Source organism: Arthrobacter sp. RT-1, assembly GCF_003367205.1.
In the GTDB taxonomy this organism is placed as follows: domain Bacteria; phylum Actinomycetota; class Actinomycetes; order Actinomycetales; family Micrococcaceae; genus Arthrobacter.
On the sequence record NZ_QRGQ01000002.1, the window covers coordinates 373,463 to 390,331 of the forward strand.

10 protein-coding genes are annotated in these 16,869 nt (G+C 63.4%); all 10 read left to right on the top strand.

All coding sequences use genetic code 11. The features are described 5' to 3' along the window. Positions 1-42: 42 nt before the first annotated feature. The 10 genes from DXK94_RS03145 to metH all read left to right on the top strand — a co-directional run bounded on the left by DXK94_RS03145 (position 43) and on the right by metH (position 16,771). Complete coding sequence (locus tag DXK94_RS03145; protein WP_115523789.1) at positions 43-993, top strand: aldo/keto reductase; 951 nt, start codon at positions 43-45, stop codon at positions 991-993. Positions 994-1,036: 43 nt separating this feature from the next. Next, the gene (locus tag DXK94_RS03150) at positions 1,037-2,689 is read left to right on the top strand and encodes a GMC family oxidoreductase (RefSeq protein WP_115523790.1); all 1,653 of its coding nucleotides are present in this window, start codon (positions 1,037-1,039) and stop codon (positions 2,687-2,689) included. 38 nt (positions 2,690-2,727) lie between these two features. Continuing rightward, complete coding sequence (locus DXK94_RS03155) at positions 2,728-3,441, top strand: gluconate 2-dehydrogenase subunit 3 family protein (protein ID WP_079595145.1); 714 nt, start codon at positions 2,728-2,730, stop codon at positions 3,439-3,441. 149 nt (positions 3,442-3,590) lie between these two features. Then, on the top strand, positions 3,591-4,583 hold the full coding sequence (locus DXK94_RS03160; protein ID WP_079595144.1) for a LacI family DNA-binding transcriptional regulator: 993 nt from the start codon (positions 3,591-3,593) through the stop codon (positions 4,581-4,583). Positions 4,584-4,764: 181 nt separating this feature from the next. Beyond that, positions 4,765-5,856 carry a nitrilase-related carbon-nitrogen hydrolase gene (locus DXK94_RS03165; protein WP_079595143.1) on the top strand — a complete coding sequence of 364 codons (1,092 nt, stop codon included), beginning with the start codon at positions 4,765-4,767 and terminating at the stop codon, positions 5,854-5,856. A gap of 205 nt (positions 5,857-6,061) precedes the next feature. Next, positions 6,062-7,810: an ABC transporter ATP-binding protein gene (locus DXK94_RS03170; RefSeq protein ID WP_115523791.1), complete on the top strand. Its 1,749-nt coding sequence runs from the start codon at positions 6,062-6,064 to the stop codon at positions 7,808-7,810. Continuing rightward, positions 7,807-9,858, top strand: a complete 2,052-nt coding sequence (locus DXK94_RS03175) for an ABC transporter ATP-binding protein (RefSeq protein WP_309544306.1) — start codon at positions 7,807-7,809, stop codon at positions 9,856-9,858. The genes DXK94_RS03170 and DXK94_RS03175 overlap by 4 nt, the downstream gene beginning before the upstream one ends. Before the next feature lie 144 nt (positions 9,859-10,002). Continuing rightward, positions 10,003-11,331, top strand: coding sequence for a hypothetical protein (locus tag DXK94_RS03180; RefSeq protein ID WP_220272949.1), 1,329 nt, complete (start codon positions 10,003-10,005; stop codon positions 11,329-11,331). Positions 11,332-11,512: 181 nt separating this feature from the next. Further along, a complete protein-coding gene (locus DXK94_RS03185) occupies positions 11,513-12,475 on the top strand; it encodes a hypothetical protein (protein WP_115523792.1) in 963 nt (320 codons plus the stop codon). A 642-nt stretch (positions 12,476-13,117) separates the two neighbouring features. Next, positions 13,118-16,771: a methionine synthase gene (gene metH, locus DXK94_RS03195; protein WP_115523794.1), complete on the top strand. Its 3,654-nt coding sequence runs from the start codon at positions 13,118-13,120 to the stop codon at positions 16,769-16,771. Positions 16,772-16,869 lie beyond the last annotated feature (98 nt).

Below are 16,869 nucleotides of genomic sequence, written 5' to 3' on the forward strand. Positions count from 1 at the left end.
GTAGTCATCGTCATCCCAATTCAGCTTCAGAAAGCAGGAATCATGTCCATTCACCCCTTCGGACGCACCGGCCTGACCGTCTCCGACATTTGTGTCGGCACCAGTGCGCTCGGCAGCTTTCCCGCCCAGTACGGTTACGAGGTCGACGAAGACACCGCCGTCGCCACGATCCACCGCGTCTTCGACGGGCCCTTCACGTTCATTGATACGTCGAATGAGTACGGCGGCGGTGCAAGCGAAGAGCGGATTGGCCGGGCCATCGCCGAGCGCGGCGGCATCCCCGAGGGATACGTCGTCGCCACGAAGGTCGATCCGCTTCCCGGCAGCACCGACTTCTCCGGGGACCGCGTCCGCCGGTCCGTCGAGGAGAGCCTCGAGCGCCTCGGCCTCGACAAACTCCAGCTCGCCTACCTGCACGACCCCGAGAAGATCTCCTTCGAGGAGGGGGTGGCCAAGGGAGGCCCGCTGGAAGCCCTCATCGATCTCCGGGACCAGGGTGTTATCCAGCACTTGGGTGTCGCCGGAGGCCCGATCGACCTGGAGCTGCAGTACCTGGCGACCGACGCATTCGACGCCGTCATCAGCCACAACCGCTACACCCTCGTTGAACAGACTGCCGAGCCGCTCCTGGAGGACGCGGCCCGCCGCGGGGTCGCCTTCGTCAACGCCGCACCGTTCGGCGGCGGGATGCTCGTCAAAGGACCCAGGGCCGTCCCGCGGTACTGCTATGCACCTGTGGACCAGGCGACCATCGGCAGGGTCCTGCGCATGGAAGAACTGTGCGCGCAGCACGGCGTCCCGCTCGCCGCAGCTGCCCTGCAATTCTCCGTGCGTGATGAGCGCGTGGCGTCCACCATCGTCGGAATGTCCCAGCCGAGCCGCGTCGAGGAGACCCTCCGCCTGCTCAACCATGACATCCCCCAGGAGCTCTGGGACCAGCTCCTGCCTCTTGCACGCGAGGGCCGGAACGGCATTGAAGCCGTGACGGTCTGACCGCTGGGGCGAGTAGCAGGAATTTACGAAAGGAAACGAAGCAATGACCAGGAAGAAGCAGCCTGAGCCGGTGGACGTCGTCATCGTCGGCGCAGGCGCCGGCGGGGCAACCGCGGCAAAGGTGCTGTCGGAGGCCGGACTGAAGGTGGTGGGCCTCGAGCGTGGGCCCTGGCTGAAGCCCGAGCACGCCTCGGGGGACGAACTCAAGTTCCTCAACCGGAATTTCATCTGGCAGGATCCGAAGATCAAACCGCGGACCTACCGCCCAAACGACAAAGTAGAAGCCGAAATCACCAACTTCTCAGCCACGCCGCAAGTCGTCGGCGGAGGCACCACCCACTGGGGTGGCATGGTCCCGCGCATGGCCGAGAGCGATTTCAAGCTGCGCAGCCTGCACGGCGATGTTCCGGGAGCAAGCCTTGTCGACTGGCCCATCTCCTATGACGAACTGGAGCCGTACTACACACGCGTTGAGTGGGAGTTCGGCACGTCGGGTCTTGCCGGGGCGAACAAATGGGAAGCGTGGCGCAGCCGCGGCTACCCCACCAAGCCGTCACCGCTGAGCCAGATCGGGCGGACCTTCGCCACCGCGATGTCCAAGCTCGGGCATGGTACGTTCCCCATGCCGCAGGGCATGGTGACCGAACCCTACCGGGGGCGCCAGCCATTCAGTGAGAACGGTTTCTGGCAGCAGTACCCGGACCCGGGAAGCGGCAAGTCATCCACGCTGATCAGCTTCATCCCGGACGCCGTTGCGACCGGGCGCTACGACCTCCGATCCGACTGCTATGTCAGCGAGATTCTCGTCGGCAAGGACGGCCGCGCCACCGGTGTCCGCTACCAGGACGAGGACGGCGACGAGTTCGTCCAGCACGCCAAAGCCGTGATCGTCTGCGGCGGCGGCATCGAAACCCCGCGCCTGCTGCTCATGTCAAAGTCAGGACTCTTCCCGGACGGACTCGGCAACGGCAGCGGCATGGTAGGTAAGAATGCAACCTTCCATCAGTACTCATTCTCCGTCGGCTTGTTCGACCGTGAGGTCAGCGACCCGCTTTACGGGTGGGCGGGCCACTACATGAGCCTGTGTTCGTTCGACTTCTACGAGACGGATGAGAGCCGGGGCCACATCCTGGGATCACTGATCTTCCCGTCCATGATCGGACACCCGGTGAACTGGAGTTACCCCGGCCGGCCTACGTGGGGCCAGGCGGCAAAGGACTCCGACCGCGAGTTTTTCAACCACAGCATGAAGATCGGTGTCCTCCTGCATGACCTGCCGGTGGAGGACAACCGGGTCGACCTTGACCCGAACGTCAAGGACGCCTGGGGTCTGCCGGTTGCCCGTATTACCCATACGCCCCACTCCAATGACTTTGCGCAGGAACGCTGGCAGGTCGCCAAGAACGGGGAAATCCTGGAGGCTGCAGGGGCGAAGAAGGTCATCCCGGTCAACATGGAGCGGATCACCGGCAACACCTCGCACGAACTGGGCACCGCCCGCATGGGCAATGATCCTGCGACGTCCGTCGTGGACCGCTGGTGCCGCTCGCATGAAGTACCAAACCTTTACGTCTTCGACGCGAGCTTCTTCCCGACAGCGACCGGTATCAATCCGGCCCTGACGATCATGGCGAATGCCTGGCGGTGCTCCGACCGCATTCTTCAGGTGGACCGCCATGGCTGGTCCGAAAACTGACTCGCACTTAACACAGGACACGAAAGGACAGATGTCATATGGGACAGGCGGAATGGGCTACGGTGCCCATCTCAACACGGGACGTTGACGGGCCGGTCTTCTTCACCGAGCACGAGTGGAACACCATCGAAGCGGCGTCGGCCCGGATTATCCCCACCGACCACCACCCGGGTGCACGTGAGGCGAAGGTGGTCCGCTTCATTGACCGGATGCTTGCGGGAACGCAGTTCATCTTCCCGGCAGCGGACGGCAACGGGTTCCTCCGGATGGAGGGCCGCGACGAGGCCGCATGGCAGGAGCGCATCAAGCAGCGCCGGGAGTTTTACCGCGAGGGTGTCCTGGAGCTGGACCGGCTGGCGAAAGAGCGTGCTGACGTCGAGTTCCTCGGACTTACGGAAGAGGACCAGGACGCGGTGCTCGAGACACTGTCGGGCGCGGCGAAGCCACACGCTTTCTCGCTGGAGCACTCCGAGGTTGGTCTTGGCGGCGCGCCGGCAGGAAACCAACCGGTCAACGAGGACTTCCTGGAGTTTTTCCCGCTGCTGGTGCTCAACACCCGCCAGGGGTTTTACGGCGACCCGGTGTATGGAGGGAACGAGAACCGCGTCGGTTGGGGTGTCATCGGCTTCGACGGACCTCCGTCGCTGGCCTCAACAATGGACGGCAGCTACACAACCCGCAAGTACATGGTGGAGGGGGCCGAGTGGCCGTACGACCAGCATCCCGAAGTCCTGCGGTACCGGCGTCCGTGACAGCTGGCGCGCCGACCGGCGGCGCGTTCCGGGGCTCCTCGAGGGTAGCCGGGGATAATGGAGTGGTGTCCACGACTCCCGCGCCTTCAGAAGCCCGCAACACCAATGGGCGCGGGGAGCGGCTGGCCTCCAGGTCAAAGGCTCCCCGAATGTCCGACGTTGCCCGGCTCGCCGGAGTGTCCCAGCAGACGGTGTCACGGGTTGTCAGGGGAGCCACCAACGTGGATCCGGACATCCGACAGCGCGTGGAGCACGCGATTGCGCAACTCCGGTACCGGCGAAATCCTGCAGCCGCGGCGCTCGCCAGCAACCGGACCATGACGATCGGTGTTGTCAGCTTCGAACTGTCGGTCCTGGGCCCAACGGTGGCGCTGTACGGTATTTCGGAGGAAGCCAGGCAACATGGCTACGCTACGCGTCTGGTCACGTTGGCCAGTCTCGAACGGCGGGATATCCGGGCAGCCTTCGAATCCATCAATTCGGACACGGTCGACGGCGTAATCGTGCTCGCGCCCCTGTTGGATGCGATCACGGTGCTTGAGGACCTCGACATCGGTGTCCCCGTGGTCACCTTCCAGCAGGGATCGCACCCGAGCCCCACAAGCGTTTCCGTTGACGAAGTGCGGGGTGCCCGGATGGTGGTGCGCCACTTGCTGGACCTCGGGCACGAAACGGTGTGGCATGTTCAAGGCCCTCCGGGTTGGATGGCAACATCAGCCCGGGTCCAGGGATGGGCGGCGGAACTGGGCGCGGCTGGACGCGTCGTTCCGACGCCGCTCGCAACGACCGATTGGTCGGCCGCTGAGGGATACCGCGTTGGACGTGAACTCGCCGCGAGGAAGGATGTCACGGCGGTCTTTGCCGCCAACGACCCCTTCGCGCTCGGCGTGATTAAGGCCATGGACGACGCCGGGCGCAACGTACCGGGCGATGTCAGCGTCGTGGGATTCGACGACGTCAAGGAAGCACCCTTCTTCCGGCCGGCACTGACCACGGTGAAGCTGGACTTCGAAGCCATCGGTCACATCGCTGTAGGCCGCGTCCTCGCCATGATCAAAGAGGAGGCGGAGGGGGACATCCCCCTGCTGGAACCGCTCCTCATGCTCCGCGACACCACCGCGTCGCCGCGTAGCAGGCGCTGATACCAACAGCGTCTGCCTGCACCCAAACCGGGGGGCTGAACTCCCAGCTCTGGGACCCCAAGGGCTCCTGGCCTATTTCTGAAAATCATTGACCTTCAGGTCTTGCAATTCCCTACCTCACCGCAATACGTTGAGTTAGCGCTAACTCAGGAACTCAAAGAAGAGAAAAGAGAGAAAAACAATGGTCGATCCATTTGTCGTCGTTGCAGTTTCGCCGCGGACAATCAATGTGAAGAATCCCGGTGACGGCGTTGCGAACGTCAAGCGCATCAACGAATTCATCGATACAGCAGTCATGGTCGGGGCCTGGGAGGGCTCTCCGGTCAAGCTGGTTGTCCTGCCGGAGATGGCTATCCAGGGGATGATCGCTAACACCCCGGGTAACCGGGAAAAGGAGCGCCACTTTGCTGTGACAATCCCCGGGCCGGAGACGGACGAGTTGGCCAAGAAGGCCGTGGAACTCAACACCTACATCGCTGCCGAGCTGTACATGGTAAAAGATGATGATTTCCCGGACCGCCACTTCAATGTCGCCTTTATCATCGATCCGCAGGGCGACATTATCTACAAGCGTTACAAGGCCACCAGTGATGCCTATGAGGGCGGCATGCTTGGCAACATGAACCCGCACGACGTGTGGGACGAGTGGATTGAAAAGAAGGGCAATGGCAATGCAATGGATGCCATTTTCCCTGTGGCGAAGACCGAGATCGGCAACATCGGGTACGCCATTTGCCACGAGGGTGTCTACCCCGAGGTGCCGCGTGGGCTCGCGATGAACGGCGCCGAGATCATTATCCGGGGCACCCTGATCGAGCCGGCCGTGCAGAACGGCATGTGGGAACTGCAGAACCGGGCACACGCCATGTTCAACTCGGCGTATGTCGTCGCCCCGAACCTGGGGCCCGAGGTTCGTGACGACGGGAGCATGCAGGACCTGTTTGGCGGCCAGTCCATGATCGTCGGTCCGCGGGGCCAGATCCTGACCAAGCAGCAGGGCTGGACGTCGGGTGACTCGTTCGTCTGCACCACGATCGACATCGAGGCGCTCCGCCGGGCCCGAGTCTCCAACGGCCTGTACAACCAGTACAAGGACCTGCGCACCGAGCAGTACCGGGTTATCTACGACACCCCCATCTACCCGAAGAACCAGTACCTCGACGCCCCTCCCGGTGAGGACTGGCTGGCCCGGGAAGACTCAACCCGAGCCGCCAATATCGAGAAACTCATCGAGCGCGGGGTACTCACGCCGCCCTCGGGCTACAAGGCCTAAATTGGGGGATTGGCCGGGGTGCTCTTAGCGCACCCCGGCCAATTCATGTCTTGATTTGGTGAAGGCGCTTTTGCTTATGACGCACCTGAATACGCCCTCCGTGAACCGCCCCAACTTCTCCTCCACAGGCACGGCCCCATCCCAGCCGCCGGACGTAAACTGACCTTCGCACCACACCTTGTGGACACTGTGTCAGGAGCCGCCCATGCTCTGGAAACTGCTCGTTGAATACCTGCGGCCGCACCGGAAGCTGCTGGCCGCCGTCGTGGTTTTCCAGCTGGCGCAGTCCATCGCGTCCCTGTACCTGCCCACCCTGAACGCGGACATCATCGACGAAGGCGTGGCCAAGGGAAACGTCGGCTATATCCTCAGCCTCGGCGGCGTGATGCTGGGGATCACCCTGCTGCAGATCGTCTGCGCGGTCATCGCCGTGTACTTCGCGGCGAAGGCAGCGATGGGCGTGGGCAGGGACCTCAGGGACGCGATCTTCACCAGGGTGGGCGACTTCTCCGAGCAGGAGGTCACCAGATTCGGCGCCCCCAGCCTCATCACACGGTCCACCAACGACGTCCAGCAGGTCCAGCAGCTGGTGCTCATGTCCGCCACCATGCTGGTCACCGCGCCCATGCTCAGCATCGGCGGGGTGATCATGGCCGTGCGGCAGGATGCGCAGCTGTCCTGGCTGATCGCCGTCGCCGTCCCGGTGCTGCTGATCGCCGTCGGCCTGATCACCGTCCGGATGGTGCCGCTGTTCCGCAAGATGCAGAAGCGGATCGACACCGTGAACCGCGTCCTCCGCGAGCAGCTCACCGGCATCCGCGTGGTGCGCGCCTTCGTCCGCGAGGACATTGAGACCGAGCGCTTCGCCCGCGCCAACGAGGACGTCACGGACACCGCCCTGCGCGCCGGCCGGCTCATGGCACTCGCGTTCCCCATGGTCATGCTGGTCCTGAACGTCTCCAGCGTGGCTGTGATTTGGTTCGGCTCGTTCCGCATCCAGGACGGCTCCATGCAGGTGGGCACGCTCATCGCGTTCCTGAGCTACCTGCTGCAGATCCTGATGTCCGTCATGATGGCCACGTTCATGGCCGTGATGATCCCGCGCGCCGCGGTGTCCGGTGACCGGATCGGGGAGGTGCTGCGCACGGAGCCGAGCGTCCGGCCGCCGCTTCACCCCATCAGTACGACGGCGGGACAGGACGGCCGCCGCCGCGGCGAGCTGGAAATGCGCGACGTCGGATTCGCCTACCCGGGTGCCGACCAGCCCGTCCTCACCGGGATCAGCTTCACCGCAAGGGCGGGGCAGACGACGGCGATCATCGGCAGCACCGGCGCCGGCAAGACCACCCTGGTGAACCTCATGCCCCGGCTCTTCGACGCCACGGAAGGCTCGGTCCGGATGAACGGCGTGGACGTCCGTGAGCTGCACCCGGACCTGCTCTGGGGGCACATCGGCCTGGTCCCGCAGCGGCCCTACCTGTTCAGCGGCACCGTCCGCAGCAACCTGCTCTACGGCAAGCCGGACGCCACCGAGGACGAGCTCTGGACCGCGCTGGAGATCGCCCAGGCCCGCGACTTCGTTGAGCGGATGGACGAGGGGCTGGACGCGCCCATCAGCCAGGGCGGCACCAACGTTTCCGGCGGGCAGCGGCAGCGGCTGGCCATCGCCCGGGCCCTGGTGAAACGGCCCGAGCTGTACATCTTCGACGACTCGTTCTCCTCGCTGGATACCGGCACCGACGCCCGGCTCCGGCAGGCCCTCAAGCGCAGCACCGCCGGCGCCACGCTGGTGATCATCGCCCAGCGCGTCTCCAGCATCGTGGACGCGGACCAGATCCTGGTGCTCGACGCCGGCAGGATCGTGGGGCGCGGAACCCACCGCGAGCTGCTGGAGACGAACGAAACGTACCGCGAGATCGTCTCCTCCCAGCTGGCAGCGGAGGAGACGGTATGAGCGCGCCGCACCGCCCGCCGTCGTCCGCCTCTTCCGGAAGCGGCGCCCCAGGAACCACCGCCGGAACCGCACCCGGGGCCAAAACGGCAAGTGCCGACGTCGTCCGCATTCCCCGTCCGGCAGGCGGGCCGGGGCGCGGCGGACCGTTCGCGGGGATGAACGTCCCGGCGGAGAAGGCGATGAACTTCTGGCCGTCGGCCAAGCGGCTGATGGGGACGCTGCGGCCGGAGCGGGCGTGGCTGCTGCTGGTGTTCGTGACGGCGGTGGCCGGGGTGGCGCTGTCCGTGATCGGGCCGCGGCTGCTGGGGGAGGGCACCAACCTGATCTTCGCCGGCGTGGTGTCCCGGGAGCTGCAGGCCGGGGTGAGCAAGGAGCAGGTGATTGCGCAGCTGCGGGCGTCCGGGGAGGGGCAGCGCGCGGACATGCTCAGTGCAATGGACCTGGTGCCGGGGCAGGGGATCGACTTCGCGGCGCTGGGCAGTGTGCTGACGTGGGCGCTGGTGCTGTATGTGCTGTCGTCGGCGTTTATGTGGGTGCAGGCGTATGTGCTGAACGGGGTGGTGCAGCGGACGGTGTTCGGGCTGCGGGAGCGGATCGAGGCGAAGATCAACCGGCTGCCGCTGCGGTATTTCGATTCGATCCAGCGCGGCGAGCTGCTCAGCCGGGTCACCAACGACGTGGACAACATCTCGCAGAGCCTGCAGCAGACCATCAGCCAAGCGGTCACGTCGGTGCTGACCGTGGTGGGCGTGCTGGTGATGATGGTGATCCTCTCGCCCACGCTGGCACTGATCGCGCTGGTGACCATTCCGCTGACGCTGGGGCTGACGGCGCTGATCGCCAAGCGCTCGCAGAAGCTGTTTGTGGCGCAGTGGAAGCACACGGGGGAGCTAAACGGGCAGATCGAGGAGACGTACACCGGGCATGCGCTGGTGAAGGTGTTCGGCCGGCAGCAGGAGGTGGGGGAGCGGTTCCGGCAGAAGAACGCGGAGCTGTACTCGGCCAGTTTTGGCGCCCAGTTCATTTCCGGGCTGATCATGCCGGCCATGACGTTCATCGGGAACCTAGTGTATGTGGGGATCGCCGTGGTGGGCGGGCTGCAGGTGGCGTCCGGGGCGATGCAGCTGGGCGACGTGCAGGCGTTCATCCAGTACTCGCGGCAGTTCACCATGCCGCTGGCGCAGCTGGGGTCCATGGCGAACGTGCTGCAGTCCGGGGTGGCGTCCGCCGAGCGGGTGTTCTCGTTGCTGGACGAGGAGGAGGAATCGGTTGAGCCTGCCCCTTCTGCGGGGCCGGTTTTTGGGCGGGGGAGGCTGGTGTTCTCGGATGTCTCGTTCTCGTATTCGCCCGAGCAGCCGCTGATCTCCTCCCTTTCGTTGGTGGCGGAGCCGGGGCAGACGGTGGCGATTGTCGGGCCCACCGGGGCGGGGAAGACCACGCTGGTGAACCTGATGATGCGGTTCTACGAGATTCATGCGGGGCGGATAACGCTCGACGGCGTGGACGTCACCTCGGTGCCGCGGCGCGAGCTGCGCTCGCGGATGGGGATGGTGCTGCAGGATACCTGGCTGTTCGCCGGGACCATCCGGGACAACATTGCGTACGGGCGGCCTGGTGCTACTGAAGCCGAGATCCTGGAGGCTGCGCGGGCGACGTATGTGGACCGGTTCGTGCGGTCATTGCCTGACGGGTACGACACCCTCCTGGAGGACGAGGGGTCCAACGTGTCCGCGGGGGAGAAGCAGCTGCTGACGATTGCCCGGGCGTTCCTGGCACGGCCTTCTGTTTTGATTTTGGACGAGGCGACGTCTTCGGTGGACACCAGGACCGAGGTGCTGGTGCAGAAGGCGATGAGTGTTCTGCGGTCCGACCGGACTTCCTTTGTCATCGCCCACCGCCTGTCCACAATCCGCGACGCCGACCTCATCCTGGTGATGGAGGCCGGGCAGATCGTGGAGCAGGGGACGCATGCTTCTTTGCTGGCTGCGGGCGGAGCCTACGCGCGACTGTACGAGGCCCAGTTCGCGGCTCCTGTGGCGGAGATCTAGGCACAGTCGTTCTTATGCGATGGCCACTCGTAGTGCCGGTTATGTCGAGCAGGGCTTGCCACCACTCGGTTTCCTCTATTGGTCGCTTTGGGGTTGTATAGGCATGGGTTTCCGTACGGGGCCATTACGACGATGGGGGTAACAGTGGCGCAAACCATACACAAGGTACGCGATGTTTACGGCATTTCTCGGGGCTTCCCAGGGAACTACGTGGTGAGGGACGACGTGGACGGGACGTTCCTTGGCGCCTTGACGGAATCCCTGCACATAGTGGTGCACGGCAGTTCGAAGCAAGGCAAGACGTCGGTCCGCAAATACAATCTCAACGATGATGATTACGTAGCCGTGGTCTGTCAGAATCGGTGGACGCTTGGCCAACTGCATTCGGCGATTTTGAAGGCGGCGGGTTATAGGGTTGAAGGCACTACCACTCAGACAGTCAGCGGTGAGAATAAGATAAATGCCAAGTTTAGTGGAGAAGCTGGGATACTCGGCTTCAAAGCCAAGGCTGAGGCTGGCGGAGAAACACTTAGCGGAAGCGCTACTGAGTACGTCGAAGCTCCAATGGAGTTGGACCCCTTTGATGTCAACGAGATAATCGAGGCCCTTCTCTACGCGAAGGCACCAAAATTCATTGTTTTGGACGACTTTCACTATTTGCCGGAACAAACACAATTAGATTTTGCAATGGCGCTGAAGGCGTTTCATGAGGTCTCCGAGTACACATTTGTGATCGCAGGGGTATGGCTTGATGAGAATCGTCTGCTTCAATACAATGGCGATCTCGGCGGCCGGGTCCTGTCCATCAACGCGGACAAATGGACCAGGAAGGAACTGAATGAGGTTATTCAGGAAGGCGCCAAGATGCTCAACATCAAGTTCAGTGACAAGTTCACCTCAGAGCTTCTTGACGGGTCCTTCGATAGCGTCTGGGTCGTTCAAGACGCCTGCCGCAGGGCATGCGACAAGGCTGGCATCAATGCGACTGTCCCTCAACTGCAGGTAGTAGACGCTGACGCCGAGGTATTGGTTCGGGAGTCCGTGGCCGTTCATTCTGCTCGCTTCAATGGCTTCATGTTGGGATTCTCGCTTGGTTTCCAGACCACCCGGCTGGAAATGCATCGGTGGATTCTGTACGCCGTCCTGTCCGCTCCCATTGAAGACTTGGAACGCGGACTGAGCTACGCCGAGGTAACAGAGCTCATCAACAGTGCGCACCCTGACGCGCCGATCAACCCGGGCAATATCACTCAGGCGCTAACGTCATCAACGTCATTGCAAGTGATTCGACACAACGTGAAGCCACCAGTTTTGGACTATGATCAGTCGCTGCGGCGGCTCAACGTCGTGGACCGCAGCTTCCTTATCTGGCTACAGCACCAGAATCGAAACGAATTGATATCGTCCTTTAACCTGACTGGCCCGCTTCCGGCCTACGTCGACGACGAGGACGCGGTGGACCAAAAGGTTTAGCGTCTGTTGCGGCAGTGTTCGGCAGCGCCAGCGGCGATAATGGTGGTCTGATTAAGCCAAAAGCCCCTTCTCGCGCCAGGGAAGCAGTTCCTGGCGCGAGGAGAGGGGCCCTTCCTGATTGCAGGAAGACGTTGTCCGTCCGAGACCTGTCTTCGTGGAAGAGCGAGGTGTAGTTCCACCCATGTACGGGGAACGCGAAGAGCAAGATGCGATATTCAATGACTCCTGGAAGCGGCTGGGTTGGGTTGAGCATCAGGTCGAGACCGTGCGGGCTTTGTGTGAGCCATTCTTGGAGGACCCAAAGTATCCAATGCTCAGCATCACAGTGGACGACAGCTCATCTTCGAAGGGGCATTGTGAATTCACGGTTGATGTTCAACATCTGCCAGAGCTTCCCCAAGCAGTAAATTTCCTCATTGGAAACATCGTTACGGATGCACGCTCCTGCCTTGATATGGCCATGGAGTCAATTTGGAAGAACTACAAGCTCCCTCGCAAAGGCATAAATGTTCAGTTCCCCTTGGAAGGGAACTACCAGGAGAAGATTGCAAGCAATAAACAAGGCGATGGGCTTCGGAGGTTTATCGCGCTCTTAGACGATAGGTTCGTTGAGGTGATAAAACGAGCGCAACCTGATTATGCTGGCGGTCTTGTTGATATTCCTGCAAACTTGTCAGCGCTGTTCATAAGTCATCTTTCAAATGCCAATAAGCACCGTAATATCACGCCAGTCTTCGTCCGCGTTGCTCTGTCCATGTATGGAAGCGATCAGTCCGGACTCCGTCTTAGCCTTATCGGCGAGTCCGCGAGCGGAGTGCCACCGCTTCGTTTTTCACTCGAATACGACGCGACCCAATACTCGGAGCTGGATGCTGAAAACTACATCCGGGCGCTGGAAATGACCAACTCCGGCCCACTTCACATCACCGTCACCCAAAAGTTATTGATCGACAGGCAGGTAATTCCGCTTTCTCCACCAGAATATTCTGGACAAACTATCGACTGGCGTGCAGGGCTAGATGATTTTCTGAATAACGTGCCAGCGTATACAAGGCTCACTCTTCGTAATCTAAACCGCGTCCATAGAGTCATCCAAGGTGGGAGTGATAAATTCTATCTTTTGGATAGTGACGCGACGCTCTAACGTATTAATACAAATGTCGGCGGCCTGCAGTACCCGACTGACACAAACCAGCTAATGCGGACAAGAATCCCTACGCCGCCATCGAGCAGGAACTGGCCGGTCTTCAACCCTAAAACGCTACGGCAACGGGACCACCTAGACCTGGCCGGTCAATGCTGTCTTCAGCTCTAAGCAGTTAGGCTTCGACGACGCCCGTTCCGCCGGCTTCACCTCTGGCACGTCCGCCGACACGGGCCGCTGGTCAGCGACAACTGGGCCAAGCTGTTCACCTTGCAGCGCTTCGGCCCCTGTGCAGAAGGCCGAGGCGCCGGGCTGCGCGCCTACCTGGCCGAGGCGCATGCAACGGCTATCGCATCCGCGTCTGGGCCACTCCGGACATGCCCGGCGCCGCATGCGAAGCCGTCATTGATGAACCTCTCGACGCCGCATGGACAAAATCAACACGAACAACGTCGGTGTCAGTCGGCAGTCTGCAGCAATACCTCACCGCCCACAGGGCCTAACTTACCCGCGGGGCGGCGTACGAATTGAGTCTGCAAAGCCTGGATTAGGGGTGCAGAGTTGACAGCCCCAGGCCATTGCCGCACGTAGCACACGGACATACGAAGCAATGTTTCGACGTGTCGCCCTTAACCTGTTTAGATGCCTCGTTTTGCACTTGATATTGAGTCCGTGCCCCGTCCTGCCCGTGCGCAGGAGCTTCTGGACGCAGTGAACCACCGGGTCGTCATTGCCGACGGCGCGATGGGCACCATGCTGCAGGGCCGGGACCTGTCCCTGGAAACAGACTTCCAGGGCCTCGAAGGCTGCAATGAGATCCTGAATGACACCAGGCCGGACGTCCTCGCCGACATCCACGACGCCTACTTCGCCACCGGCATCGACGCCGTCGAAACCAACACCTTCGGCGCCAACTGGTCCAACCTCTCCGACTACGGCATTGACGACCGCATTGAGGAGCTCGCGCGCAAGGGCGCACAGATCGCCCGCGAACGCGCCGAGGCGGCAGAAAAAACGGACGGCCGTATGCGCTGGGTCCTGGGCTCGATGGGCCCGGGCACCAAGCTCCCCAGCCTCGGCCACACCACCTACGACTACCTCAAGCAGACCTTCGCCCTGCAGGCCGAGGGCCTCATCGACGGCGGCGCGGACGCCTTCCTCATCGAAACCAGCCAGGACCTCCTGCAGACCAAAGCCGCGGTCAACGGCTGCAAGCAGGCCATCGTGTCCCGCGGCATCCGGCTCCCCATCTTCGTTGAGGTAACCGTCGAAACCACCGGAACCATGCTCATGGGATCCGAAATCGGCGCCGCGCTCACCGCCCTCGAACCGCTCGGCGTCGACGCCATCGGCCTGAACTGCGCCACCGGGCCGGACGAGATGAGCGAGCACCTGCGCCACCTCTCCAAGCAGTCCTCCGTCGCCATCGCCTGCATGCCCAACGCCGGCCTGCCGGTCCTCGGCCCCAACGGCGCGCACTACCCGCTCTCCCCCACCGAACTCGCCACCGCGCACGAGCAGTTCGTGCGCGAGTTCGGCCTGGGCCTGGTGGGCGGCTGCTGCGGTACGACGCCGGAGCACATGGCCGCCGTCGTCGAACGGCTTGCGCCCTTCCGCACCGCAGCCCCGGGCACCGAGGAAACGAAAGCCAGCAACGGCACCGCCCGCACCCCCACCGAGCGGGAAGCGGGCATTGCCTCCCTCTACCACCACGTGCCGTTCGACCAGGATTCCGCCTACCTCGCCATCGGTGAGCGCACCAACGCCAACGGTTCCAAGGCGTTCCGCCAGGCCATGCTCGAAGAGCGCTGGGACGACTGCGTGGACATCGCCCGCGAGCAGGTCCGCGTCGGCGCGCACCTGCTCGACGTCTGCATCGACTACGTGGGGCGCGACGGCGTGGCGGACATCAAGGAGGTCGTCTCGCGTTTCGCGTCGGCCTCCACCCTCCCGCTCGTCATCGACTCCACCGAACCGCCCGTGCTGCAGGCCGGGCTCGAACTCATCGGCGGCCGCCCGGTGGTCAACTCCGTCAACTACGAGGACGGCGACGGTCCGAACAGCCGCTTCGCACGCATCATGCCGCTCGTGAAGGAACACGGCACCGCCGTGATCGCCCTGACCATCAACGAAGAGGGCCAGGCCCGCACCACCGAGGGCAAGGTGGCCATCGCCTCCCGCCTCGTCGACGCCCTGGTGGGCGAATGGGGCATGCGCGTCGAGGACATCATCGTCGACGCCCTGACCTTCCCCATCGCCACCGGCCAGGAAGAAACCCGCCGGGACGGCATCGAAACCATCGAGGCCATCCGCCAGATCACCGCGAAGTACCCCGGCATCAACACCACGCTCGGCGTCTCCAACGTGTCCTTCGGCCTGAACCCCGCGGCGCGCGTCGTCCTGAACTCGGTGTTCCTGCACGAGGCCGCGCAGGCCGGCCTGACCAGCGGCATCATCGATGCCGCCAAGATCGTGCCGCTCGCCTCCCTGCCGGAAGAGCAGCGCAAGGTAGCGCTGGACCTCGTCTGGGACCGCCGCGAATACGACGCCGAGGGCAACACCACCTACGACCCCCTGGCCGTCATGCTGGACATGTTCGCCGGCGTCGACACCGCAGCGCTCAAGGACCAGCGCGCCGCTGAACTCGCGGCGCTGCCCACCGGCCAGCGCCTGGAGCGGCGCATCATCGACGGCGAAGGCAAGGGCCTCGAGGAGGACCTCGACCTGGCGCGCAGCGAGGGCATGACCCCGCTCGGCATCATCAACGACCACCTGCTCGAGGGCATGAAGGTGGTGGGCGAGCGCTTCGGCGCCGGCGAGATGCAGCTGCCGTTCGTGCTGCAGTCCGCCGAGGTGATGAAGAACGCCGTCGCGCTGCTGGAGCCGCACATGGAGAAGTCGGATTCCTCGGGCAAGGGCACCATGGTGATCGCCACCGTGCGCGGCGACGTGCACGACATCGGCAAGAACCTGGTGGACATCATCCTCACCAACAACGGCTACAAGGTCATCAACATCGGCATCAAGCAGGGCATCGCCGAGATCATGGCCGCGGCGGAGGAGCACAACGCGGACGTGATCGGCATGTCTGGGCTGCTGGTGAAGTCCACCGTGGTGATGAAGGAGAACCTCGCTGAGCTGCAGTCCCGCGGCCTGGCGAAGAAGTGGCCCATCATCCTCGGCGGCGCTGCCCTGACCCGTGCCTACGTGGAGCAGGACCTGGCCGAGCAGTTTGACGGCGTGGTCAGGTACGCCAAGGACGCCTTCGAGGGCCTCGCCCTCATGGAACCGCTGGTGCGCGTCGCCCGCGGCGAGTCACCGGACGACGTCGGCCTGCCGCCCCTGAAGAAGCGCATCCACAAGGGCGGTGCGAAGTTCACGGTGACCGAGCCGGAGGCAATGCCCGGCCGGTCCGACGTCGCCTCCGACAACCCCGTCCCTGCGCCGCCGTTCTGGGGCACGCGGATTGTGCGCGGCGTGGCACTCCACGACTACGCGGCCTTGCTCGATGAGCGCGCCACGTTCATGGGGCAGTGGGGGCTCAAGCCCGGCCGCGGCGAGGACGGTGCCTCCTACGAGGAACTGGTGGAACGCGAGGGCCGGCCGCGCCTGCGCTACTGGCTGGACCGCATCCTCGCCGAGGGAATGCTTGACGCGTCCGTCGCCTACGGCTACTTCCCGGTGGTCTCCGAGGGGGAACAGGTGGTGGTGCTGCACCACGGGGAGGATCACGACGGCGTCCTGGGCGCTGCGGGCCTGCTCGCCCCGGACGGTGGGTCAGGCGGTCCGATCGGGACCGATCGGCTGCGTTTCGACTTCCCGCGCCAGCGCCGCGACCGGCATCTGTGCCTGGCCGACTTTGTGAAGTCCCGCGAGTCGGGGCAGATCGACGTGCTGCCCGTGCAGCTGGTCACCGCCGGCTCGAAGATCGAGGAGTTCACGTCCAAGATGTTCGCCGCCAACCAGTACCGCGACTACTACGAGCTCAACGGCCTGGTCATGCAGCTCACCGAGGCGCTGGCGGAGTTCTGGCATGCGCGGATCCGCAAGGAGCTGGGCTTCGCGGCCGAGGAGCCGAAGGACACGGCAGGGTATTTCAAGCTCGACTACCGCGGTGCCCGGTTCTCCCTTGGCTACCCCGCCTGCCCGGACATGGAGGACCGCCGCAAGGTGACGGAACTGCTGAAGCCCGAGCGGATGGGCGTTGTTTTGAGCGATGAGCTGATGCTGCACCCCGAACAGTCCACCGACGCGTTCGTGTTCCACCACCCGGAGGCGAAGTACTTCAAGGTGTGAGGTGGTACTTCCGCCTGCCGGAACAGACACTGTTGGGGCGGGTCTGTTACACCTGGAAAGCTGAAGGGACTGGGCCCGGTGTAATGACCGAACCCAGT

Bases quoted from the DNA above. Each gene is read 5' to 3' on its own strand.
- DXK94_RS03145 (WP_115523789.1), top strand. From the start codon at position 43: ATGTCCATTCACCCCTTCGGACGCACCGGCCTGACCGTCTCCGACATT.
- DXK94_RS03150 (WP_115523790.1), top strand. From the start codon at position 1,037: ATGACCAGGAAGAAGCAGCCTGAGCCGGTGGACGTCGTCATCGTCGGC.
- DXK94_RS03155 (WP_079595145.1), top strand. From the start codon at position 2,728: ATGGGACAGGCGGAATGGGCTACGGTGCCCATCTCAACACGGGACGTT.
- DXK94_RS03160 (WP_079595144.1), top strand. From the start codon at position 3,591: ATGTCCGACGTTGCCCGGCTCGCCGGAGTGTCCCAGCAGACGGTGTCA.
- DXK94_RS03165 (WP_079595143.1), top strand. From the start codon at position 4,765: ATGGTCGATCCATTTGTCGTCGTTGCAGTTTCGCCGCGGACAATCAAT.
- DXK94_RS03170 (WP_115523791.1), top strand. From the start codon at position 6,062: ATGCTCTGGAAACTGCTCGTTGAATACCTGCGGCCGCACCGGAAGCTG.
- DXK94_RS03175 (WP_309544306.1), top strand. From the start codon at position 7,807: ATGAGCGCGCCGCACCGCCCGCCGTCGTCCGCCTCTTCCGGAAGCGGC.
- DXK94_RS03185 (WP_115523792.1), top strand. From the start codon at position 11,513: ATGTACGGGGAACGCGAAGAGCAAGATGCGATATTCAATGACTCCTGG.
- metH (WP_115523794.1), top strand. From the start codon at position 13,118: ATGCCTCGTTTTGCACTTGATATTGAGTCCGTGCCCCGTCCTGCCCGT.